This is a genomic window from Rahnella sp. RcJ3 (assembly GCF_009498575.1).
In the GTDB taxonomy this organism is placed as follows: Bacteria; Pseudomonadota; Gammaproteobacteria; order Enterobacterales; family Enterobacteriaceae; genus Rahnella; species Rahnella aceris.
This window is the reverse complement of sequence record NZ_QSNX01000014.1, coordinates 85,189-106,705: the sequence shown is the minus strand read 5'-3', so window position 1 is coordinate 106,705 and position 21,517 is coordinate 85,189. Positions and strand designations below refer to the sequence as shown.

The following is a 21,517-nucleotide window of genomic DNA, read 5'->3' as shown; positions in this document are numbered from 1 at the left end:
GAAAAAGTTTCCAACTTTAATTTAACTGAAAAAAATCCCGCTCACGACAGAGCGGGGATCGCAGGACGAACCGGTTAGTGGCGCTGGCCCAGGGCCAGACTGATGTCACGCGCGGTATCCCGCACCAGTTCGCCTAAATCGGTAAAACGCTCCGTCGTTAAGCGGGAGCTGGGGCCGGAGATCGAAATCGCCGCCACCGCATTGTTATTGCTGTCAAAAATCGCCGAGGCCAGACAGTTCAGCCCTGTCACATGCTCTTCGCTGTCCTGTGCAAAACCCTGCTGACGCGCGTGTTGCAGATCCTTTTTCAACGCATTCAGATTATCCAGCGTGTGCGTCGTAAAGTTCTTCAACCCCGCCTGCATCATCAGGCTCATCAGCGCCTCGTCATCCAGCGAATACAGCAACGCTTTCCCGGCACCGGAGGCATGCAGTGGCAGACGGCTGCCAAGCGGCGCGCACATCCGCACCATCGACTGGCATTCCCGCTGGCCGATCAGTACCGCTTCGAAACCGTTGCGGATCGCCAGATTGGCCGTTTCGCCCGACAACAACATCAGGCGCTGCATATAAGGCGCGGCGACTGACAATACATCCCGGTTATGGATATAAGACGATCCGACCGTAAACGCCTGTAAGCCAATGTGCCACCAGCTCAGTTGCGCATCCTGATAAACAAAATCGGCCTCTTCCAGCACTTTCAGCAGTCGAAAGGTGGTGGAAAGGGGCAGCGACAAATTCTCTGCAATGTTGCTGACAGAAGAACTGCCGCCGGACTGCGCCAGATAATTCAACACCGCAATGCCGCGTTCTAAGGCCTGAGCGCCCTTTTGCGAACCAGAACCAGGCTGGCTAGGACGCCCCCGTTTTTTTACTTCGGCCATCTCACATTTCTCCAGCATCAGGCGCTGAGCGCCCGCGTTTCGCTTGTTTTCAGATGCTTGTATCTTATGCAAGATGCTTTATAGCGTCACGACTTTAATCCCGCCGCAACGGGTAAAATAAGCTGATAGCCCTGAGGTAACTGACTGATATCACAGTTGTCTGCGCCGCCACGATCGACGGTGAGAAAATTCGTCACCGTCTCAAACGCAAACAGCGGATGGTGCCAGACATTCCGGTGATAATTCACGCCCTGCAGGCCGTTGGTGATAAAGGCTTTCAGCGTGGAGATGTCCGGCGTCTCGCCCCCTGCCGCAACAATCACGATAAAGCGCTCGCCCTGCATCGGCACAAACGCCTGTGAACCGAGCGGGTGTTTTTCGAGTTGCGTCACCACAATGGGCAACGGTGCTGGCTGGGCGCGGTTGATGCTCACCAGCGGGCGATCCTGCCCGAGGATTTCCACGTTGGTCAGATCGTGGTACCGCTCAACCTTGCCGTCGTTGATATGAAAAAAATCGCGACCTGTCGTCTCAATCACATCGCCGTAAACCGCGAAGGCCGCCTGGGTCAGCGGGTAAACCGGAAGTTCCATGGCATTCATCCCTGCATTTAAAATAAAACCGGTGAGATAAGCCCGCCAGATTGGCGGATTTATCCTCAATGCAATTACTGTAGAAACTTTTTCCAACTTGCTCAATCGAAATATGGAAAAAGATTCCATAAAATTGATGAAGTCCACAATTCTCATCAGGTTAAATCTATAAAATCTTTTTCATTCAATGCATTAACATTACTTCAGGTGACCTATGCTGGATGAGGAGTCGATTAAAACCTTTATGCACGTCGCACAAACAGGCAGCTTTTCCCGCGCGGCAGAGATGCTGCATAAAACGCCTGCGACCATCAGCTATCGAATTAAGATGCTGGAAGACAGTGCCGGGACGTTATTGCTCAACCGCACGACCCGCACGGTGTCGCTGACGCCCGCCGGACAGCATCTGCTTGAACGATGTCGCCAGTGGCTAACCTGGCTGGAGGGTGTACCGGCAGAACTGCAGCAGATTAACGACGGCATTGAGCGCCAGCTGAATGTGGTGGTGAACAATCTGATGTACTGCCCTGAAACTCTGGCGGCGTTATTAAGCTGTCTGACGCAGCGCTACCCGTTCACGCAGTTCACTTTCACACGGCAGATTTACATGGGGGTATGGGATACGCTGCTGTACGAAGATTTTCAGCTGGCGATTGGCGTCACCGGCACCGAATCCCTTTCTAACGCCGTGAATCTGCTGCCGCTGGGTGAAGTGGACTGGGTTTTTGTTCATGCGCCCTTTCATCCGCTGCAACACATCACTGGCATGCTGGAAGAAGCGGTGTTGCGTCAGTACATTGCCATCAATGTGGAAGACACCTCGCGCCATCTGAACAAGCGGGTAGCCTGGTTGCTGACCGGGCAACGGCAGATCATCGTGGCAGATGTGGCGACTAAACTGGCCTGTCACCTGAAGGGCATGGGTATCGGTTTTCTGCCGCGCCATCTGTGCCAGCCGTATCTCGACAGCGGCGAGCTGATCGCCCGGCAAATCCGCTATCCGCGCGCCCCTTCCCCGCTCAGTCTGGCGTGGAAAAAGGAGTACACAGGCAAGGCGCTGCATGACATTGTTTCTCTGTTCCACCAGAAAGACCCGCTGATCCAACCGTTGCTGGCGGGTTTAGAATAGTGATGCCCTCTTTGGCTTCGCGAATAAATATGGTAACAATAGGCTTAATTATGCGCAGCCTTGACGCCAGATCTTCGACCACAGAAAAGACCGCGTCTCGCCTGCCTGCATCACCTTTATGGAGAACAGCGCATTATGTCAGCCAAACATCCTGTTATTGCCGTGACCGGTTCGAGCGGTGCAGGCACCACGACCACCAGCGTGGCATTTCGTAAAATATTTCAGCAGCTTGGTTTGCGTGCGGCGGAACTGGAAGGCGACAGTTTTCATCATTTCACCCGTCCTGAAATGGATGCGGCAATACGCAAGGCGCGCGATCTGGGACGTCATATCAGCTACTTCGGGCCGGAAGCCAATGACTTTGGTTTGCTGGAAAAAAGCTTTATCGAATACGGTAAAACAGGCACTGGCCGTTCACGTAAGTATCTGCATACTTATGACGAAGCCGTTCCCTACAATCAGGTGCCGGGTACCTTTACGCCGTGGCAGGCGTTGCCGGAACCGACGGATATTTTGTTTTACGAAGGGTTACACGGTGGTGTGGTGGCGGACAAAATTGACGTTGCCGCGCAGGTCGACCTGCTGGTCGGCGTAGTGCCTATCGTCAACCTCGAATGGATCCAGAAACTGGTGCGCGATACCGGCGAGCGCGGGCATTCCCGTGAAGCGGTGATGGATTCCGTCGTGCGTTCGATGGATGACTATATCAATTACATTACGCCGCAGTTTTCCCGCACACACATCAATTTCCAGCGGGTACCCACCATCGACACCTCGAACCCGTTTGCCGCCAAAGCCATTCCGTCACTGGATGAAAGCTTTGTGGTGATTCATTTTCAGGGACTGGATGACATCGATTTCCCGTATCTGCTGGCCATGCTGCAAGGGTCGTTTATCTCGCACATCAAAACACTGGTGGTGCCGGGCGGCAAAATGGGGCTGGCGATGGAGCTGATCATGGCGCCGCTGGTGCAGCGCCTGATGGAAGGCAAGAAGATCGAGTAAACTTTATTCGGCTGCAATCACTTCAAAGCTGTGGGTGATTGTGGCTGCTTTCCCCAGCATCAGAGACACAGAACAGTATTTTTCGGCAGACAGGCTGACCGCACGTTCAACAATCTTATCGGTCAGATCCTTACCGGTGACGATAAAATGCAGATTGATGTGAGTGAACAGACGCGGCGCTTCTTCGCGGCGTTGTGAGGTCAGCTTCACTTCACAATCACGCACGTCATTACGACCTTTTTGCAAAATTGACACCACGTCGATTGCACTACACCCCCCTGCGGACATCAGTAACATTTCCATCGGGCTTGGGGCTTTATCACCCGCGTTTCCATCCATTGAAATCTGATGACCCGATGCAGACTCACCTAAAAATGTCAGTCCTTCAACCCATTTGACACGTGCATGCATGAACTATTCTCCCGGTGAATAAACTTGTCGAAATCTGCTCTCAGAGTACCCTTTCACCTAAAATCTGGCAACGTAACCCGATCGCCATCATGCTGAAGCGAGACAACAGAAGACAGCATCTCAAACCTGTGCTACAAACAAAGCCGAAACATACTTTCCAGTAAATTGCGGTGACGGTTTTTGCGGTTTAAGTACAGAACCCACGGTGATGACAGCAATAAACAGGCTGTTGCACTCCGACATCCGCTTGCAGCATTTCTGGAGAGTTATATGCTGAAAGGGCGCTTTGGATTTGAAGTGCCGTACAGGGAACTCTGAGCCCTGTGATTTTGGGCAGCGATAACAACAGAGGATAATAGCAAATGGTTCTCGGCAAGCCACAAACAGACCCGACTCTTGAATGGTTCCTGTCTCACTGTCATATACATAAGTATCCTTCTAAAAGTACGCTGATTCACCAGGGTGAAAAAGCCGAAACGCTTTACTACATCGTGAAAGGGTCAGTTGCTGTCCTGATTAAAGATGAAGAAGGCAAGGAAATGATACTGTCCTACCTTAACCAAGGTGACTTCATCGGTGAGCTGGGACTCTTCGAAGAAGGTCAGGAACGCAGTGCCTGGGTACGTGCTAAAACTGCCTGTGAAGTGGCTGAAATTTCATATAAAAAATTCCGCCAGCTGATTCAGGTTAACCCGGATATTCTGATGCGTCTCTCCGCGCAGATGGCCAACCGTCTGCAAGTGACGTCAGAGAAAGTCGGCAACCTTGCCTTCCTTGACGTTACCGGTCGTATCGCTCAAACCTTGCTCAATCTGGCTAAACAGCCTGATGCAATGACCCATCCGGACGGGATGCAAATCAAGATTACCCGCCAGGAAATTGGCCAAATCGTCGGTTGTTCACGTGAAACAGTCGGACGCATTCTCAAAATGCTGGAAGATCAAAGCCTGATCTCCGCACACGGTAAAACGATTGTCGTTTACGGCACACGTTAATCCCTCAAAAATTGGCGCGGCAAAACACTGTCGCGCCTTTTTTATGGGCTAAGCTTTACCCATGACGCTATGGCGAAGACTGTTTTACCATCCTGAAGTGAACTACGCGCTGCGCCAGACGCTGGTGTTGTGCTTACCTGTTGGCATTTGCTGGCTGTTTGGCAATTTGCAAATGGGCCTGCTGTTTTCCCTCTGCCCGGCCTGTTGTAACATCGCCGGTCTGGATACCCCGCATAAACGCTTTTTCAAACGCCTGCTCGTCGGCGGTTCACTCTTTGCCGTGAGCAGCCTTCTGCTGCAACTGATGCTCGAAAGCTGGCATATACCGCTGCCGCTGATCATGCTGTCGCTGGCGTTACTGCTCGGCGTCACCGGTGAAATCAGCCCGCTGCATGCGCGCCTGCTGCCCGGTGCGCTGGTGGCGACTATCTTCACGCTGAGTATGGTGGGCGTGCGCCCGATGTGGCAGGCCCCGGTGTTGTTCGCCGCTGGCACAGCCTGGTACGGATTGTTTAACTGGGCGTGGTTTCGTATTTCGGAAGAACAGCCGATGCGCGAAACACTCAGCCAGCTCTATCTGCAACTCGCGGATTATTTCGAAGCCAAGTACAGCCTGCTGACGCAACACACCGATCCCGAAACCGCGTTACCCCCACTGCTAGCCCGCCAGCAGCAGGTTATCGACCTGATTGCCCTGCTTTATCAGCAATTACACATGTTGCCCCAGCACGGACATCATCATCACCATAAGCGGCTGTTTCAGCGTTTTCAGGTGGCGCTCGATTTGCAGGAGCACATTACAGTGAGCCTGCATCAGCCGGAAGAAGTGCAGAAACTGGTGGAGGAAAGCCATGCCGAAGCGGTTATCCGCCGAAATGCACAGGTGATTTCCACCCGTCTTCGGGTGATTGCCGACGATATTCTTTATCACCGTTTATCCGGGCGCTTTACGATGGCCAATGAGCTGACCGCGCTGGAGAAAATCGCCGCGCGCAACCCGGACAATCCGGTAGGTCAGTTTTGTTATTACCATTTCAGCCGCATTGCCCGTCTGTTACGCACACAGCGGCCGTTGTACAAACGTGACCTGATGAACACCCAGCCGCGTTTGCCCTTCTGGCCCGCGCTGAAAAGCTATCTTTCCTTCAAATCCGTGGCACTGCGTAATGCCGCACGTTTGGGCATTATTCTGGCGATTGGCAGCAGTCTGGGTCTGTTCTTCAATTTGCCCAAACCCTACTGGATCTTGCTGACTATCATGTTGGTCAGCCAGAACGGTTATAACGCCACGCGGGTGAGGATCCAGCACCGTGCACTCGGTACGCTGGCTGGATTGCTGATTGCCTCAGGCTTGCTCAAACTGGAACTGCCGGAAGGCACCACGCTGCTGTGCATGTTGCTGATCACCCTGTTGTCCTATACCGTTCTGCGCAAAAACTACGGACTGGCGATGGTCGGCATGACGGTGACTGCAGTGTATACCCTGCAATTGCTGGCGATGAACGGCGTGCATTTTCTGGTACCACGACTGGTCGATACCCTGATCGGCTGCGCGCTGGCCTTTGGTGGCACTATCTGGTTGTGGCCGCAATGGCAAAGCGGTTTGCTGCGCCAGAATGCACACCAGGCGCTGGAAATCTATCAGGACGCTATCCGCCTGCTGCTCGAGGAAAGCCCCGACACCGCCAAACTGGCGTACACCCGTATGCAGGTCAATCAGGCGCACAATAAGCTGTTCACTTCGCTAAATCAGGCGATGCAGGAGCCGGGTTTTAACTCACATTATCTGGCGGATATGCGTTTGTGGGTGACGCACAGTCAGTTTGTGGTTGAGCATATCAACGCGATGACGATCCTCGCCCGCGAGCATTACATGCTGCCGGAAAAACTGGCGACGGAGTATTTACAGACCTGCGAAATCGCGCTGCAAAGCTGTCAGCAACGACTGCTCTACGACGGGCCGGGCAGCGAGAACAACCTGTTTAATGCGCCGGAACTTCACCCGGATATGCCACTGACAGAAATGGAACGCCATCTGCGGCGCGTAATTTCACATCTCAGCGTGATGCATACCATCTCGTCACTGGCGTGGAAGCAGAGGCCGCATCATGGGATCTGGCTGACGCGGCGGGCGTGAAGGGGGAGACCCCTTTCAAATCCCCTTTTTACTGGCTTGCAGCCAGACTGCTTTTTGAAATTGCGAATATCTCGGTTTCTCAAGTACGGATGCCGTGTACTGACGTTCTTTTAAACGGATTGAGAAAGTTTCGGTTTTTCAATTGCCGTGTTCGCTTAACTCACCGAGCCGAAACCGACCAAAGAGGGCTAAGACGAGCCCTCTTTGGAATCTCCACGTCTTAAACTGCGCGCTTCGCTCGTAGGCTATGTTCCAGCAACCACAGCGACAGGCTGGAAATCTTGCCGCGTTGCGGTTCCTTCTCTCGGTCTTCGAGCCACTGGTCTCGAAGCCGCTCCGTTCAGCAAGATTTCTGAATCGCCCGCAGGATTCTAAATTCAAAAGCAGAAGGGTTTTATCTTTTAGAAATGTCGATTGGCGTGCTCAAAAATGGCACCGAATGAACGGTTCGAGACCTATGGCTCGAAGCCTGAAATTCGGGAATCGCGCAGCGATGACATTTTGCGCCACACACTAATGCGCCAGAACATGTCCGCCGTGCCCGCGACAGCGCGCAGTGAAAAAGCGAAGGGAGATCCAAGAGGGAAAAAGCACTTTTCCCTCTTGGTCGGTTTCGGCGCGAGAGGCCATGTGATAAATGTTAGTGAGAAACCGAAATTGTCTCGATCAAGCGTTTAAAGACGAAGGCGTGGGGCTCACCCCCCGCAAACTTTCCCCACGGCTTTCTCAAACCTTTCCATCCCTTCTTCAATATCCGCGAAGTCGATAACAAGCGATGGCGCAAACCGCATCACGTTTGGTCCGGCGACCAGCATCATCAATCCGAATTCTGCCGCGGCGGCATGGAATTCTCCGGCGCGGTTTTTATACGCATCAGAAAGCTCGGCGCCGATCAGCAAGCCCTGACCGCGGAACTCGCTGAAGATGTGATATTTCTGGTTGATGGCCTCCAGCGCGCTGATGAATTTCTCGCGGCGCTCGTTGATCCCGGCCAGCACGTCTGGCGTATTGATGATATCCAGCGCGGCTTCAGCGACGGCGCAGGCCAGCGGGTTACCGCCGTAGGTGGTGCCATGTTTGCCCGGTTCCATCACCGAGGCCACGTCTTCGGTTGCCAGCATGGCGGAAACCGGGAAACCGCCGCCGAGCGCTTTAGCAGTGGTCAGGATGTCCGGCGTCACGCCGTAATGCATGTAGCTGAACAACTTGCCGCTGCGCCCCATGCCGCTTTGTACTTCATCCAGCACCAGCAGCGCCTGATGTTTGTCACAAAGCTCACGCAGACCTTGCAGAAACGCTTTGGTCGCAGGTGTGACACCGCCCTCCCCTTGCACAGGCTCGACAACAATGGCGCAGGTGTGGTCGTCGATCACCGCTTTTACGGCATCCAGATCGTTGAACGGCACGTGCACAATATCAGCGGGTTTCGGGCCGAAGCCGTCGGAGTATTTCGGCTGGCCACCCACGGAAACCGTGAACAGCGTGCGACCGTGGAAGGCATTATGGAAAGCGATGATCTTACTTTTGTACGGGCTGTGACGGTGCGAAGCGTAATAGCGCGCCAGTTTAAAGGCCGCTTCGTTGGCTTCAGCGCCGGAGTTGGCGAAGAATACGCGGTCGGCAAAGGTGGCGTCGATCAGCTTCTGCGCCAGTCGAAGGGCGGGTTCATTGGTAAATACGTTACTGACATGCCACAGGGTTTCGCCCTGCTCGTGCAACGCTTTCACCAGTGCCGGATGGCAATGTCCAAGCGCCGTCACAGCGATACCCCCGGCGAAATCAACATACTCGTTCCCTTGCTGATCCCACACGCGACTGCCTTTACCTTTCACGGGAATGAATTTCGCAGGTGAATAAACCGGCAAAATAACTTTATCGAATGTGCCCCGATCTACCGATGATTTTTCCGCCATTACCCTTCTCCCTCACGACCATTGATATGAAAATATAATCACAAAATATGCATAAAAAATCACACACAGGCAAACAGAAATCGCATCTGATGGGTAAGTAATTTTTTCAGCAATATTAACTGATTAGATTTTAAGGAAATTATCCAAAAGCTGATGCCCCTGCTCGCTCAAAATGCTTTCAGGATGGAACTGAACGCCATGCAGCGGCAAGGTTTTGTGCATGATGCCCATAATGTCGTCACGACCACCATCCCGTTCTGTCCATGCAGTAACCTCGAAACAATCGGGCAGCGTCTGTGGCGCGACCACCAGCGAATGGTAGCGCGTCACGGTCAGCGGATTATTCAGCCCGGTAAAGACACTCCTGCCGGTATGGCGGACAGGGGATGTTTTGCCGTGAATGGCCTGCCGGGCGCGGACGATGCTCGCGCCGAACGCCTGCGCCATCGCCTGATGCCCGAGGCACACGCCAAGTATCGGTAAACGGTCGGAGAAATGGGCAATCGCTTGCAGGGAAATGCCAGCCTGATCAGGCGTACACGGGCCGGGAGAAATCACCAGATGTGAGGGGGAAAGCTGTTCAATGTCGGTGAGCGTCAGCTGATCATTACGCATCACTTTCACCTCTGCACCTAACTCGCAAAAATATTGATAGAGGTTGTAGGTGAAGGAATCGTAGTTGTCGATCAGCAGCAGCATAGTGTACCCGGTAAAAGTCGGAAAATTTACCGGGCAATTCTACGCATTTTTCAGCTCGGGCTCAGTATTTTGTCGATCAATGTTCTTCCGGGATTTCACTGACAACAGTATTAAAAATTGCCACCAGCTCGGATTCATCACCAAACACCGCCGTTTTATTGGCCGCCAGCCAGCGCTCACGATCCACTTTGGACCAGTCAATATCGTAGCCAGCATGAATGACCAGTTGCTCGATGAAGATCCGCAGCGCACGTCCGTTACCTTCGCGGAACGGATGCAGCAGATTCAGGCCGGTGTAATAGTGAGCCAGACGCTCAGCGAGATTATCCAGGGGTAACCCGACCAGAAACGCTTCTTCTTCAAGCTCCTGCATCAGCGCGTTGCCCTCTTTTTCGATGTATTCGAAATGGCAAAACTGAGTGTCATCCTTGTAGATATCGATTTCACGGAACTCGCCTGCCCAGGCGTAAATATCCTCGAACAAAGACAGATGCACCGCACATAGATGCGGCAGTCCCATCACCGCAGGCCCAAGCGGCATCGCTGACGCGCGCAGGGCAGTAAATGCGAGTTCGGCCTGCAACAGACGATGTTCTTCACGGATTTCCAGCCGGTTTTTCAGCACATTGATGCCGGTATAATAGTAAGGGTCGGCACCGGGCACGAGTTTATCGTTCATAGTGCTTCCTCAGTTCGGTGAGGCGTTGTGAAATTTGTTCGTTGTCTAACGTGATAACCTCAACCTGCAAACCATCCAGCGCGCTACTGGCCTGAAAGTTCTGCCGCTGACGTTCGCGAAAAAGTTTTTCCTGCTGCCTGAGTGTCAGTTTCTTCGCCATTATTTCCTCCCTGGGTACAGCCATTCGGGCACATACCTTGTGGAGTTAAGTATAGACAGAGAAAAAAGGGCGCCAGCTTCAGCGCCCTAAACTCGGATTATTCAACAGCGATAGGGGTCTCGTTCACGTCTGTTTTATGATCTGCCTGAAGCGTTTTCACGCGATCCTCAAGCTGTTTCACCGCCTGCGCATCCGGCAGAAGTGAATATTTCAGTTCAAACACCGTGCTCTGGCCGGGTTGCAGTTGTTTCACGCGGCCTTGTTTACGTTCGATAGTGACCGGATACGCATAGTTGGTGCCCGGTTCAATACCCGTAACGTAACCCTGCTTCAGAGTGTCGGTGTTTTTCCACAGCGTCAGCAGCGGCAACTGATGGGTATCGAATTCAATCGATGCTCCTTTGTTGCCCGCTTTGTTCACTACGCCAGCAATGGTTTTACCCTGTGCATCCGCCAGCGGAACCATGTTAAAGACCATCTCGTCGAAGCCTTTGGTTGGCCCGGCGTAAGTCTGCCAGTCTGCTAAACCTTTTTTGGCGTAATCATTGAACGGAGAAATTGATTTCAGCGGCGCAATGAAACGGGCGCCCTGCTCAAGGATCGGCTGACCGAAATTACTGTGATAAATAATCTGGTAGTCGTGCGGATAATCCGACTGGTTAGTCAGGGTGTCGTGGATGGTCCACGAATGACTACCCGGCACGTAACGCAGCTCAGTCCAGGTTTCCAGCTTGGCTTTCTTAAAGGTGTCTTCTTTCAGCAAGCCGCGCACCGTGATTTCATAAGGGGCTTTATCGGCAATATCAACCACCACTTTCGAGGCTGGTGTATTGCCCGCCCGACCGTGCAGCGTGTAAATCATGCCGTCAGCAGTAACAGGATGTCCGGTCCATTCAAAGCCGCAACGCACCATCATTTCGTTGAAACCTTCCAGCCAGCCCACGCCGTTACGGCTTTCAAGGTTGATATAGGCCGGATTCACCACCTCCTGAACCGGAGAATCCCAACCTAAGCGGATGTTATCGCCGGTCACGTGCAGTAAATCCATCCCGCGCGTCGGGCTCAGTGCAATCGTCAGCCCTTTGCTGGTAATAGTGATGACTTTTGACCCTTCCTGTTTGCCACCGTGAAGCACTTTTTGTTCGATGCTGAAATCCGCGCCCGCGATGTTCAGCTTTTTGTTGTCAGTCTTCCAGTTTCCCAGTTCTGTACCGGCTTCAGCATCCGTCAGCACGATGGTTTGTGCAGTGGCCTGCCACGAAAAAAGCCCCAGAACGATCCCGGTAACGAGTAATTTTTTCACAATAACCCCTTTTTGCTGAATTGATTTAGCCCAAAAGCAATTCAGCCTACAAAGTCCGGCAGGCGAAAAACGTGACAGCCTTCAAGTTGAGCGGTTTTTATGCTAAATGACAGGCAGTAACGTGCCAGACCTCGCAAAAAATCGTAATTTCAGAGAGAAATTGCAAATGAAACTGAGATCTCAGGCAGGAAGAGACGCGCATAAGCTGATGCGTTTCAGCTTATGCGCGTTAGCAGAAGGATGTTACTTTTTACGGCCTCCCATAATGGAACCGAGAACCCCACGCAGGATCTGACGACCTAAATCACGCGCCATGCTTTTTGCCGCAACCTGTACCACACCGTCACATTTACCCCCCCGTGGTCCGGTGCTGCCGAACAATATTTCATTCAGTCCACCCATCAGCCCACCGCCGGAAGGGGTTTGCGCCGCCGGTTTGGCCGGGCCTGTGGATTGCGGCGTGTTGATCGTGCCGAAACCTTGTGCGGTGATTTTTTCGTAGGCCGATTCACGGTCTATGCTGTCTTCATAGCGACCATACAGAGGCGACTGGTTGATCGCTTTGTTACGTTCGTCGTCGCCAGTCATGCCCATTTTCGATTCCGGCGCTATCACCATCGCCCGCTCAACGATTTCAGGACGCCCCTTTTCATCCAGAAATGACACCAGCGCCTCGCCAACGCCCAGTTCAGTGATCGCCGTTTCAGCGTCGAAAGCCGGATTCGCGCGCAGTGTTTGCGCCGCCGCTTTGACCGCTTTCTGATCACGCGGCGTAAAGGCGCGTAAGGCATGCTGTACGCGGTTACCGAGCTGCCCGAGCACGCTGTCAGGAATATCCAGCGGGTTTTGCGTCACGAAGTAAATACCCACGCCTTTGGAGCGGATCAGCCGCACGACCTGTTCAATTTTTGTCAGCAGCGCCTGCGGGGCGTCATTGAACAGCAGATGAGCTTCGTCAAAGAAGAACACCAGTTTGGGCTGCTCAGGGTCACCGACTTCCGGCAGATGCTCAAAAAGTTCAGCCAGCAGCCACAGCAGGAAAACGGAGTAGAGTTTAGGCTGATTAATCAGCTTATCCGCGGCCAGCAGGTTGATAATACCGTGGCCTTTCTTGTCGGTTTTCATCAGGTCATTAATATCCAGCATCGGCTCACCGAAGAACTGATTTGCGCCCTGACCTTCCAGCGTCAGCAAGCCTCGCTGAATGGCGCCGATGGAAGCGGAAGAAATATTGCCGTACTGCGTCTGGAACTGTTTAGCGTTATCACCGGTAAACTGCACCATGGCACGCAAATCTTTCATATCGAGCAGCAACAAGCCGTTGTCGTCGGCAATCTTAAACACCAGTTGCAGCACGCCGCTTTGCACGTCATTAAGATCGAGCAATCGCGCCAGCAGCAGCGGCCCGAGGTCAGAAATCGTCGCGCGGATCGGATGGCCTTTTTCACCAAAGATATCCCACGGGATAATGCTGCATGCCTGCGGCTGCCAGTCCGTCACGCCAATATCATTCAACCGCGCGGCGAGTTTTTCCGACGCCACACCTTCAGCACCAATACCGGATAAATCCCCTTTCACATCGGCCAGAAAAACCGGAATACCGATACGGGAAAACTGCTCGGCCATTCGTTGCAGCGTGACGGTTTTACCGGTACCGGTCGCGCCGGTAATCAGTCCATGTCGGTTCGCCAGCGCAGGAAGGATCACCAGATCCTGTACCGGTTTACCTTCATTCATGGCTTTGGCAATCAGACGGGCTTCACTCATTTCATTGTCCTTGAAAGTGGCAGGCGGGGAGCTTTCTATAAAACTATAAGTCTCATCAAAGGGGCGTCAATAAATAGGCAATAAAAAGCCCCCGGAACCGGAGGCTTAGAAAAACAGTATTCTGGAGGAAGGGCTGAAAAATTAAGGCAGCACTTTCGCAGACAGGATCACAATCGGCGTCGTCGGCACGTTCTGGTAAGGCCCGACATTATCCGTTTTGACCTGAGACATTTTGTCTACCACATCCATGCCTTTAATGACTTTACCGAATACGGCATAGCCGAAATCACGCTGACCGTGATCGAGGAAGGCGTTATCTGCCACGTTGATGAAGAACTGGCTGGTCGCGCTGTCTTTATCGGCAGTACGCGCCATGGCGATGGTGCCGCGCAGGTTACGCAGGCCATTGTCCGCTTCGTTCTTGATCGGCTCTTTGGGCGCTTTTTGCTGCATGTCAGCCGTAAAACCGCCACCCTGCACCATGAAGCCCGGGATCACGCGGTGGAAAATGGTGTTGTTGTAATAGCCGCTCTGAGCGTAATCAACGAAATTCTTCACAGAAACCGGTGCCTTCGCACTGTCGAGTTCCAATTCGATATTCCCCGCTGAAGTGGTCAGCATGACATGGGTTTGGGCGGCCGCAAGAACAGGCTCCATTGCAGTCAGGGATAGCAGCGCAGTCAGGGCCACTAAAGTACGTTTAAACATGACGGTTCCTTTCTTCAGAATACAAACAACAGATCCCACTGATTCTAAAGAGGCTTTACGCTTAGCGCCAGACCTTTACCTTTATTTACGCTTGGGAATAAATATTCCAATTATTTCAGAATATTACATCATATTTTTCACTGCCTTAGCTGTTGAAATCCACAGGGTGATCTTCATCAAGATGGATGAGGGTTTTTGCCAGCTGTGTTTGCGCGATCAGTACGCCCTCGCGCAGAGAATATTGTACCGGTGTCTGGCGGCGCACCGCGTCGAAACCATTTTGTGCAGGCAGGATCACCAGGCTGGCAGCATAGCCACTTTCCAGACCGTAACCTTGCAGATTCATCGTGCGGGCGCTGTAGGTGGTGATGAGCTTCAGCCCGTCATTAATTTGCTGATATCCCATCAGCTGACAGACATGCAGCCCCATGTGCAGTACCTGCAACATATTGGCGGTGCCGAGCGGATACCACGGGTCAAACACATCATCATGGCCGAAACAGACGTTGATCCCCGCCTCCAGCATTTCTTTCACACGCGTAATACCGCGGCGTTTCGGATAGGTGTCAAACCGTCCCTGCAGGTGGATATTGACCAGCGGATTGGCGACAAAGTTGATACCTGACATTTTCAGCAAGCGGAATAAACGCGAAGTGTACGCGCCGTTATAGGAGTGCATCGCCGTGGTATGGCTGGCGGTAACGCGCGCCCCCATGTTTTCACGCAAGGCCAGCGCGGCCACAGTTTCGACAAAACGCGACTGCTCATCGTCAATTTCATCGCAATGGACGTCGATCAGCTTGTCGTATTTTTTCGCCAGTTCGAAGGTTTTATGCAGCGATTCCACACCGTATTCGCGGGTGAACTCGAAATGGGGAATCGCACCGACGACGTCAGCGCCCAGCTTCAGCGCCTCTTCCAGCAAGGCTTCGCCGTTCGGGTACGACATGATGCCTTCCTGCGGAAACGCCACAATTTGCAGCGTGACCCACGGCGCGACTTCAGCTTTCACTTCCAGCATGGCTTTGAGTGCCGTCAGCGTCGGATCAGACACATCCACATGGGTGCGCACATGCTGGATGCCGTTGGCTATCTGCCACTTTAGCGTCTGCCAGGCGCGCTGTTTGACGTCTTCATGCGACAACAGCGCCTTGCGTTCTGCCCAGCGTTCAATGCCTTCAAATAACGTACCGGACTGATTCCATGCTGGCTGACCGGCGGTTTGAGTGGTATCGAGATGAATGTGCGGCTCGATAAAAGGAGGGATTGCCAACCCCCCTTCAGCATCCAGGATATGCTCGCCATAGTCGGCATTATCCCATTGAGGGACAATCTGGCGTATCACGCCGCCTTCGATATCTATCTGCCACAACCCTTCCCGGTCAGGCAACCGTACATTTTTCACGGTACGCAAAAGAGTTTTCGTCACGCGTTACCTCATCATTTTTAGTAAGACTGCGTTGTCGGTGATGTTAAAGCCAATCTTAGAACAATAGCCTGAAAGTGTTTATAAATCGAAAGGTTACGCAAAAACCCAATAAAATCAGTCAAATACCCCCTAAGGAGTATATTGGAACTGGCTTGATTTGCATCAATACCCCCTGTTACGCGCGGGTTATGTTTAGCCTCAGAAAATCAATATTGAGGCAATTATGAGCAAAGTCAGAATCGCGATTATTGGCAACGGCATGGTCGGCCATCGCTTTATCGAAGATTTACTGGATAAAGCAGAACCGGGCCAGTTCGATATCACGGTATTTTGTGAAGAGCCGCGCGTGGCCTATGACCGCGTCCATCTTTCCTCTTATTTTTCACATCATACTGCCGAAGAACTGTCGCTGGTTCGCGAAGGATTCTACGAAAAACATAACGTCAATGTGCTGATTGGCGAACGGGCGATTACGCTCAACCGCAGTGAAAAAGTCATTCATTCCAGCAGCGGCCGCACGGTGTATTACGACAAACTGATTATCGCCACCGGCTCCTACCCGTGGGTGCCGCCGATCGCGGGTTCTGACAGTCAGGATTGCTTCGTTTACCGCACCATTGAAGACTTACATGCCATCGAATCCTGCGCCCGTCGTAGCAAACGCGGTGCCGTGGTCGGCGGCGGTTTACTCGGCCTCGAAGCCGCCGGTGCATTGAAAAACCTCGGGGTTGAAACCCACGTGGTAGAATTCGCCCCCGGCCTGATGGCGGAACAACTCGATACGCAGGGCGGCAGCCAGCTACGCCAGAAAATCGAAAGCATGGGCGTACGCGTCCACACCGCCAAAAATACTCAACAGATTGTTCAGGGCGGCACGTCTGCCCGTAAAACGATGGAGTTCGCCGACGGCACCTTCCTTGAAGTCGATTTCATCGTATTCTCCACCGGTATCCGTCCGCAGGACAAACTGGCGCGCCAGTGTGATTTAGAGATCGCTCCGCGCGGTGGCATTGTGATTAACGACCAGTGCCAGACCAGTGACCCGGATGTGTACGCCATCGGCGAATGTGCTTCGTGGAATCAGCGTACTTTCGGTCTGGTGGCACCGGGCTACAAAATGGCGCAGGTCACCGCTGATCATTTACTCGGTCGCGATAACGCCTTCACCGGCGCAGACATGAGCGCCAAACTGAAACTGTTAGGCGTGGATGTGGCCGGTATCGGCGACGCGCATGCCCGCACGCCGGGCGCACGCAGCTACGTTTATCTGGATGAAACCAAAGCGTTGTACAAACGCCTGGTGGTCAGCGAAGACAATAAAACGCTGCTCGGTGCCGTGCTGGTCGGTGATACCAGCGATTACGGCAATCTGCTGCAACTGGTGCTGAACAGTATTCCACTGCCGGAAAATCCCGATGCGCTGATCCTGCCCGCTCACGCAGGCAGCGGTGGCGCGGTGATTGGCACCGATGCCCTGCCGGAAAGCGCGCAAATCTGTTCGTGTTTTGACGTCACCAAAGGCGATATCATCAAAGCGGTTCAGGGCGGTTGTCACACCGTGGCGGCACTGAAATCGGCGACCAAAGCCGGTACCGGTTGCGGCGGCTGTATCCCGCTGGTAACGCAGGTGCTAAATGCTGAACTCAGCAAACAAGGCATCGAAGTTAACCATCATCTGTGCGAACACTTCGCCTATTCGCGCCAGGAGCTTTATCACCTGATCCGCGTGGAAGGTATCCGCTCATTCGACGACTTGCTGAATAAATACGGCAAAGGCTACGGTTGTGAAGTCTGTAAACCGACCGTCGGATCGCTGCTGGCTTCCTGCTGGAACGATTACGTGCTGAAACCGCAGCACACGCCATTGCAGGATACCAACGATGTGTTCCTTGCTAACATGCAAAAAGACGGTACCTATTCCGTTATACCGCGCTCGCCGGGCGGTGAAATCACACCGCAAGGCTTGCAGGCAATTGGTGAAATCGCAGCTGAATACAATCTCTACACCAAAATTACCGGCTCGCAGCGTATCGGCATGTTCGGCGCGCAAAAGGACGATTTACCCGCCATCTGGCAGAAACTGATTAACGCCGGCTTCGAAACCGGTCAGGCCTACGCCAAAGCCCTGCGTATGGCAAAAACCTGCGTCGGCAGCACCTGGTGCCGTTACGGCGTGGGCGACAGCCTCGGTTTCGGCATCAGCCTGGAAAACCGCTACAAAGGCATCCGCACGCCCCACAAAATGAAATTTGGCGTGTCCGGTTGTACCCGTGAATGCTCGGAAGCACAGGGCAAAGACGTGGGGATTATCGCCACGGAAAACGGCTGGAACCTGTATGTCTGCGGCAACGGCGGCATGAAACCTCGTCATGGCGATTTACTGGCGGCCGATCTGGATAACGATACCCTGTTGCGTTACCTCGACCGCTTCATGATGTTCTACATCCGCACTGCCGATAAACTGCAACGTACCTCGGTCTGGATGGACAATCTCGAAGGCGGCATCGACTACCTGCGTAAAGTCATCATCGATAACAAACTGGGACTTAACGACCAGCTTGAAGCCGAACTGACACGCCTGCGTGACTCAGCGGTTTGTGAATGGCAGGAAACGCTGAACGATCCGGCGGCGCAAACCCGCTTCAGTCACTTTATCAACAGCAGCCAGCGTGACCCGAACGTGCAGTTCGTCGGTGAGCGTCAGCAACATCGTCCGGCGCGTCCTGACGAACGTATCCCGGTAAGACAAATCGCCGACGGGGAGGAAGTATTATGAGCCAATGGTTAACGCTTTGTTCTGTCGACCAGATCCTGCCTGCATGCGGTGTTTGCGCACTGGCAGGCGATCAGCAGGTCGCGCTGTTTCGTCCTTATGCTGATGAGCAGATTTTTGCGCTGTCGAACATCGACCCTTTCGCACAGGCCAGCGTGCTGTCACGCGGGATTATCGCTGAACATCAGGGCGAGCTTTGGGTAGCCAGTCCGCTGAAAAAACAGCATTTCCGCCTGACCGACGGTGTCTGCATGGAAGACGAGCAGTATTCGATTCCGGCTTACGAGGTCCGCGTACAGGACGGAAATGTGGAAATCAACACCGCCAGGCTTCGGGCTGAAATCGGCTAAACGCCGCGCCTTCCACGCCGCCTCCGGGCGGCGTTATTATTCATTCCAAAGAACGCTATTTCAAAGAACGCCGCCTCAGAGAATATTATCTATGGATTACCTGCCCCTTTTTTGTCAGTTAAAAAACAGAGCCTGCTTACTGGTCGGTGCCGGTGATGTTGCAGAGCGTAAAGCGCGTTTGCTGCTGGAAGCTGGCGCAAAACTAACGGTGAACGCCCTCACCTTTACGCCGCAATTTCAGATCTGGGCAGATGAAGGCAAAGTCCGCCTGTTACGCGGTGAATTTTCACCGCTGCTGGTGGATGAAAAATGGCTGGTGATCGCTGCGACCGATTCCGATCTGGTGAATCAGGAAGTCAGCGAAGCCGCAGATCACCGCCGCGTGTTCTGCAACGTGGTCGATGCGCCGGAAAGTGCCAGCGTGATCATGCCGTCGATCATTGACCGTTCTCCGCTGATGATCGCGGTGTCTTCCGGCGGTAATGCGCCGGTACTCGCGCGTTTGCTGCGCGAACGTCTGGAATCCATTCTGCCGCAGCATCTGGGCAAACTGGCACAGGTCGCGGGCGGATTGCGGGCGCGGGTAAAAACACATTTTCCTGATGCTTCTGAGCGTCGTCGCTGGTGGGAAAAACTGTTTAATCATCATCGCCTGGCGCAGTCGCTGGCGAACAATGACAACGCGCAAAGCCACGAATATCTTGAAGGGTTATTCCGCGAGCCCGTGGATAAACATGGCGAAGTGATTCTGGTCGGTGCCGGACCGGGCGATGCCGGATTACTGACGCTCAAAGGCTTGCAACAGATGCAACTGGCCGACGTGGTGGTTTACGACCGGCTGGTTTCTGACAGCGTGCTTAATCTGGCACGTCGCGACGCGGAGCGGATTTTCGTGGGCAAACGTGCCGGACACCATTGTGTGCCGCAGGAGCGCATCAATGAAATCCTGCTGGAACAGGCGCAGATGGGCAAACGCGTTGTCCGTCTCAAAGGGGGCGATCCGTTTATCTTTGGTCGTGGCGGCGAAGAACTGGAAGCACTGAAAGCCGCAGGCATCGCGTTCTCCGTGGTGCCGGGCATCACGGCGGCCTCCGGTTGTTCCGCTTACAGCGGTATTCCGCTGACCCACCGCGATCACGCGCAAAGCGTGCGGCTGATCACCGGCCATGCGAAGCAGGATGGAGTTTTAGACTGGGCCTGCATGGCGCAAACTCAGCAAACACTGGTGTTTTATATGGGGCTTACGCAGGCCGGAGAGATCCAGCGCCGGTTGCTGGAGAATGGCCTGGCAGCAGAAACGCCTGTCGCACTGGTAGAAAACGGCACCAGCCAGCAACAACGAGTGGTGACAGGGAAGCTCACAGAGCTCGAAAATCTGGCGAAAAAGGTGCAAAGCCCCAGTCTGATTATTGTCGGCAGCGTGGTAAGCTTACGTCAGAAACTCAACTGGTTTGCCAGCGAAACCGTAGCGATGCCATCGGATTGAGCACAGCGGTTTACTGAGGATCTGAAAGCAAAAAACCACGTCCAAAGACGTGGTTTTGATTTAACGGCCAAAGCAGAAATTAGGGAAGAGTGACGAAGCCAATAGCTTCGTAGGCCTTCTTCAGCGTCACGCTGGCACGGGCACGGGCTTTCTCAGCCCCTTCTTTCATGACCTGTTGCAGGTAAGCTTCGTCACTGCGGAAGCGGTTAAAACGTTCCTGCACTTCAGTGAGCATGCCTGAAACCGCTTCAGCAACGGCACCTTTCAGATGACCATACATCTGGCCTTCAAATTCAGCTTCCAGCTCAGGAATGGCTTTGCCCGTCACACCAGAAAGGATATCCAGCAGGTTAGAAACGCCCGGCTTGTTTTTAATATCGTAACGGATGACTGGCGGCTCTTCAGAATCCGTCATCGCGCTTTTAATTTTTTTGGTCACCGCTTTCGGATCTTCCAGCAGGCCAATCACGTTTTTACGGTTGTCATCCGACTTTGACATCTTCTTGGTCGGTTCCTGCAATGACATCACGCGTGCACCGGATTTCGGAATGAACGGCTCCGGCACGGTAAACACATCACCATAAAGCGCGTTGAAACGTGCGGCGATATCGCGGCTCAGTTCCAGATGTTGTTTCTGGTCTTCACCCACCGGCACCTGATTGGTCTGGTACAGCAGAATATCCGCCGCCATCAGCACCGGATAATCAAACAGGCCAGCGGTGATGCTTTCGCTGTTGGAGGTTTCATAGCGCGCTGATTTGTCTTTAAACTGCGTCATACGACCCAGCTCACCGAAATAGGTGTAGCAATTCAGCGCCCAGCTTAGCTGACTATGTTCAGGAACATGAGACTGCACGAAGATGGTACTTTTCTTCGGATCAATGCCGACCGCCAGATACAGCGCCAGCGTGTCCAGCGTCGCTTTGCGCAGCTTTTCCGCATCCTGACGCACGGTGATCGCGTGCAAATCGACGATGCAGTAAATGCATTCGTAATCGTCCTGCATTTTGACCCATTGACGCAGCGCACCCATGTAGTTGCCAATGGTCAATTCGCCTGAGGGCTGTGCGCCACTAAATACGATGGGTTTACTCAT

19 protein-coding genes are annotated in these 21,517 nt (G+C 53.4%); 7 read left to right on the top strand and 12 right to left on the bottom strand.

Features of this window, described 5'->3' with window-relative positions:
• Positions 1–74: 74 nt before the first annotated feature.
• Both allR and DXU84_RS18275 read right to left on the bottom strand, forming a co-directional pair.
• Positions 75–884, bottom strand: a complete 810-nt coding sequence (gene allR, locus DXU84_RS18280; protein WP_013573639.1) for an HTH-type transcriptional repressor AllR — start codon at positions 882–884, stop codon at positions 75–77.
• An 86-nt stretch (positions 885–970) separates the two neighbouring features.
• Complete coding sequence (locus tag DXU84_RS18275) at positions 971–1,477, bottom strand: ureidoglycolate lyase (protein ID WP_013573638.1); 507 nt, start codon at positions 1,475–1,477, stop codon at positions 971–973.
• 214 nt (positions 1,478–1,691) lie between these two features.
• On the opposite strand from DXU84_RS18275, the gene allS reads away from it, so the two are divergent.
• Complete coding sequence (gene allS / locus DXU84_RS18270) at positions 1,692–2,606, top strand: HTH-type transcriptional activator AllS (protein WP_013573637.1); 915 nt, start codon at positions 1,692–1,694, stop codon at positions 2,604–2,606.
• Between the two features lie 135 nt (positions 2,607–2,741).
• Entirely contained in the window at positions 2,742–3,611 is an 870-nt protein-coding gene (locus DXU84_RS18265) for a phosphoribulokinase (protein WP_013573636.1), read from the top strand.
• A 3-nt stretch (positions 3,612–3,614) separates the two neighbouring features.
• Here the strand turns inward: DXU84_RS18265 and DXU84_RS18260 are convergent, their stop codons facing one another.
• On the bottom strand, positions 3,615–4,022 hold the full coding sequence (locus DXU84_RS18260; RefSeq protein ID WP_013573635.1) for an OsmC family protein: 408 nt from the start codon (positions 4,020–4,022) through the stop codon (positions 3,615–3,617).
• A gap of 362 nt (positions 4,023–4,384) precedes the next feature.
• Between DXU84_RS18260 and crp the strand changes: the two genes are divergently transcribed.
• Together crp and DXU84_RS18250 are read left to right on the top strand one after the other, a co-directional pair.
• A complete protein-coding gene (gene crp / locus DXU84_RS18255; protein ID WP_013573634.1) occupies positions 4,385–5,017 on the top strand; it encodes a cAMP-activated global transcriptional regulator CRP in 633 nt (210 codons plus the stop codon).
• 61 nt (positions 5,018–5,078) lie between these two features.
• The gene (locus DXU84_RS18250) at positions 5,079–7,154 is read left to right on the top strand and encodes a YccS/YhfK family putative transporter (RefSeq protein WP_119261126.1); all 2,076 of its coding nucleotides are present in this window, start codon (positions 5,079–5,081) and stop codon (positions 7,152–7,154) included.
• A 695-nt stretch (positions 7,155–7,849) separates the two neighbouring features.
• On the opposite strand, the gene DXU84_RS18245 is transcribed toward DXU84_RS18250, so the two are convergent.
• From DXU84_RS18245 to DXU84_RS18210, 8 genes are all read right to left on the bottom strand, one after another.
• Positions 7,850–9,067, bottom strand: a complete 1,218-nt coding sequence (locus DXU84_RS18245; protein WP_013573632.1) for an aspartate aminotransferase family protein — start codon at positions 9,065–9,067, stop codon at positions 7,850–7,852.
• A gap of 123 nt (positions 9,068–9,190) precedes the next feature.
• On the bottom strand, positions 9,191–9,766 hold the full coding sequence (locus DXU84_RS18240) for an aminodeoxychorismate synthase component II (protein ID WP_013573631.1): 576 nt from the start codon (positions 9,764–9,766) through the stop codon (positions 9,191–9,193).
• A 76-nt stretch (positions 9,767–9,842) separates the two neighbouring features.
• Positions 9,843–10,445 carry a putative adenosine monophosphate-protein transferase Fic gene (locus DXU84_RS18235; protein ID WP_153376447.1) on the bottom strand — a complete coding sequence of 201 codons (603 nt, stop codon included), beginning with the start codon at positions 10,443–10,445 and terminating at the stop codon, positions 9,843–9,845.
• The gene (locus tag DXU84_RS18230; RefSeq protein ID WP_013573629.1) at positions 10,435–10,605 is read right to left on the bottom strand and encodes a YhfG family protein; all 171 of its coding nucleotides are present in this window, start codon (positions 10,603–10,605) and stop codon (positions 10,435–10,437) included. Before DXU84_RS18230 ends, DXU84_RS18235 begins: the two co-directional genes overlap by 11 nt.
• Positions 10,606–10,702: 97 nt before the next feature.
• Positions 10,703–11,908 (bottom strand): aldose 1-epimerase family protein, encoded by a 1,206-nt coding sequence (locus DXU84_RS18225; protein WP_013573628.1) that lies wholly within the window; start codon positions 11,906–11,908, stop codon positions 10,703–10,705.
• Between the two features lie 243 nt (positions 11,909–12,151).
• Complete coding sequence (locus tag DXU84_RS18220; protein ID WP_153376444.1) at positions 12,152–13,675, bottom strand: helicase HerA-like C-terminal domain-containing protein; 1,524 nt, start codon at positions 13,673–13,675, stop codon at positions 12,152–12,154.
• Between the two features lie 141 nt (positions 13,676–13,816).
• Entirely contained in the window at positions 13,817–14,383 is a 567-nt protein-coding gene (gene ppiA, locus DXU84_RS18215; protein ID WP_013573626.1) for a peptidylprolyl isomerase A, read from the bottom strand.
• Positions 14,384–14,528: 145 nt separating this feature from the next.
• A complete protein-coding gene (locus tag DXU84_RS18210) occupies positions 14,529–15,812 on the bottom strand; it encodes a cytosine deaminase (protein WP_370461811.1) in 1,284 nt (427 codons plus the stop codon).
• Between the two features lie 223 nt (positions 15,813–16,035).
• Between DXU84_RS18210 and nirB the strand changes: the two genes are divergently transcribed.
• The 3 genes from nirB (at position 16,036) to cysG (ending at position 20,421) form a co-directional block, all read left to right on the top strand.
• A complete protein-coding gene (gene nirB, locus DXU84_RS18205) occupies positions 16,036–18,588 on the top strand; it encodes a nitrite reductase large subunit NirB (protein ID WP_013573624.1) in 2,553 nt (850 codons plus the stop codon).
• Positions 18,585–18,935, top strand: coding sequence for a nitrite reductase small subunit NirD (gene nirD, locus DXU84_RS18200; protein WP_119261122.1), 351 nt, complete (start codon positions 18,585–18,587; stop codon positions 18,933–18,935). Before nirB ends, nirD begins: the two co-directional genes overlap by 4 nt.
• A gap of 91 nt (positions 18,936–19,026) precedes the next feature.
• On the top strand, positions 19,027–20,421 hold the full coding sequence (cysG, locus tag DXU84_RS18195) for a siroheme synthase CysG (RefSeq protein ID WP_112151927.1): 1,395 nt from the start codon (positions 19,027–19,029) through the stop codon (positions 20,419–20,421).
• A 79-nt stretch (positions 20,422–20,500) separates the two neighbouring features.
• Here the strand turns inward: cysG and trpS are convergent, their stop codons facing one another.
• Positions 20,501–21,517 (bottom strand): tryptophan--tRNA ligase, encoded by a 1,017-nt coding sequence (gene trpS / locus DXU84_RS18190; protein ID WP_013573621.1) that lies wholly within the window; start codon positions 21,515–21,517, stop codon positions 20,501–20,503.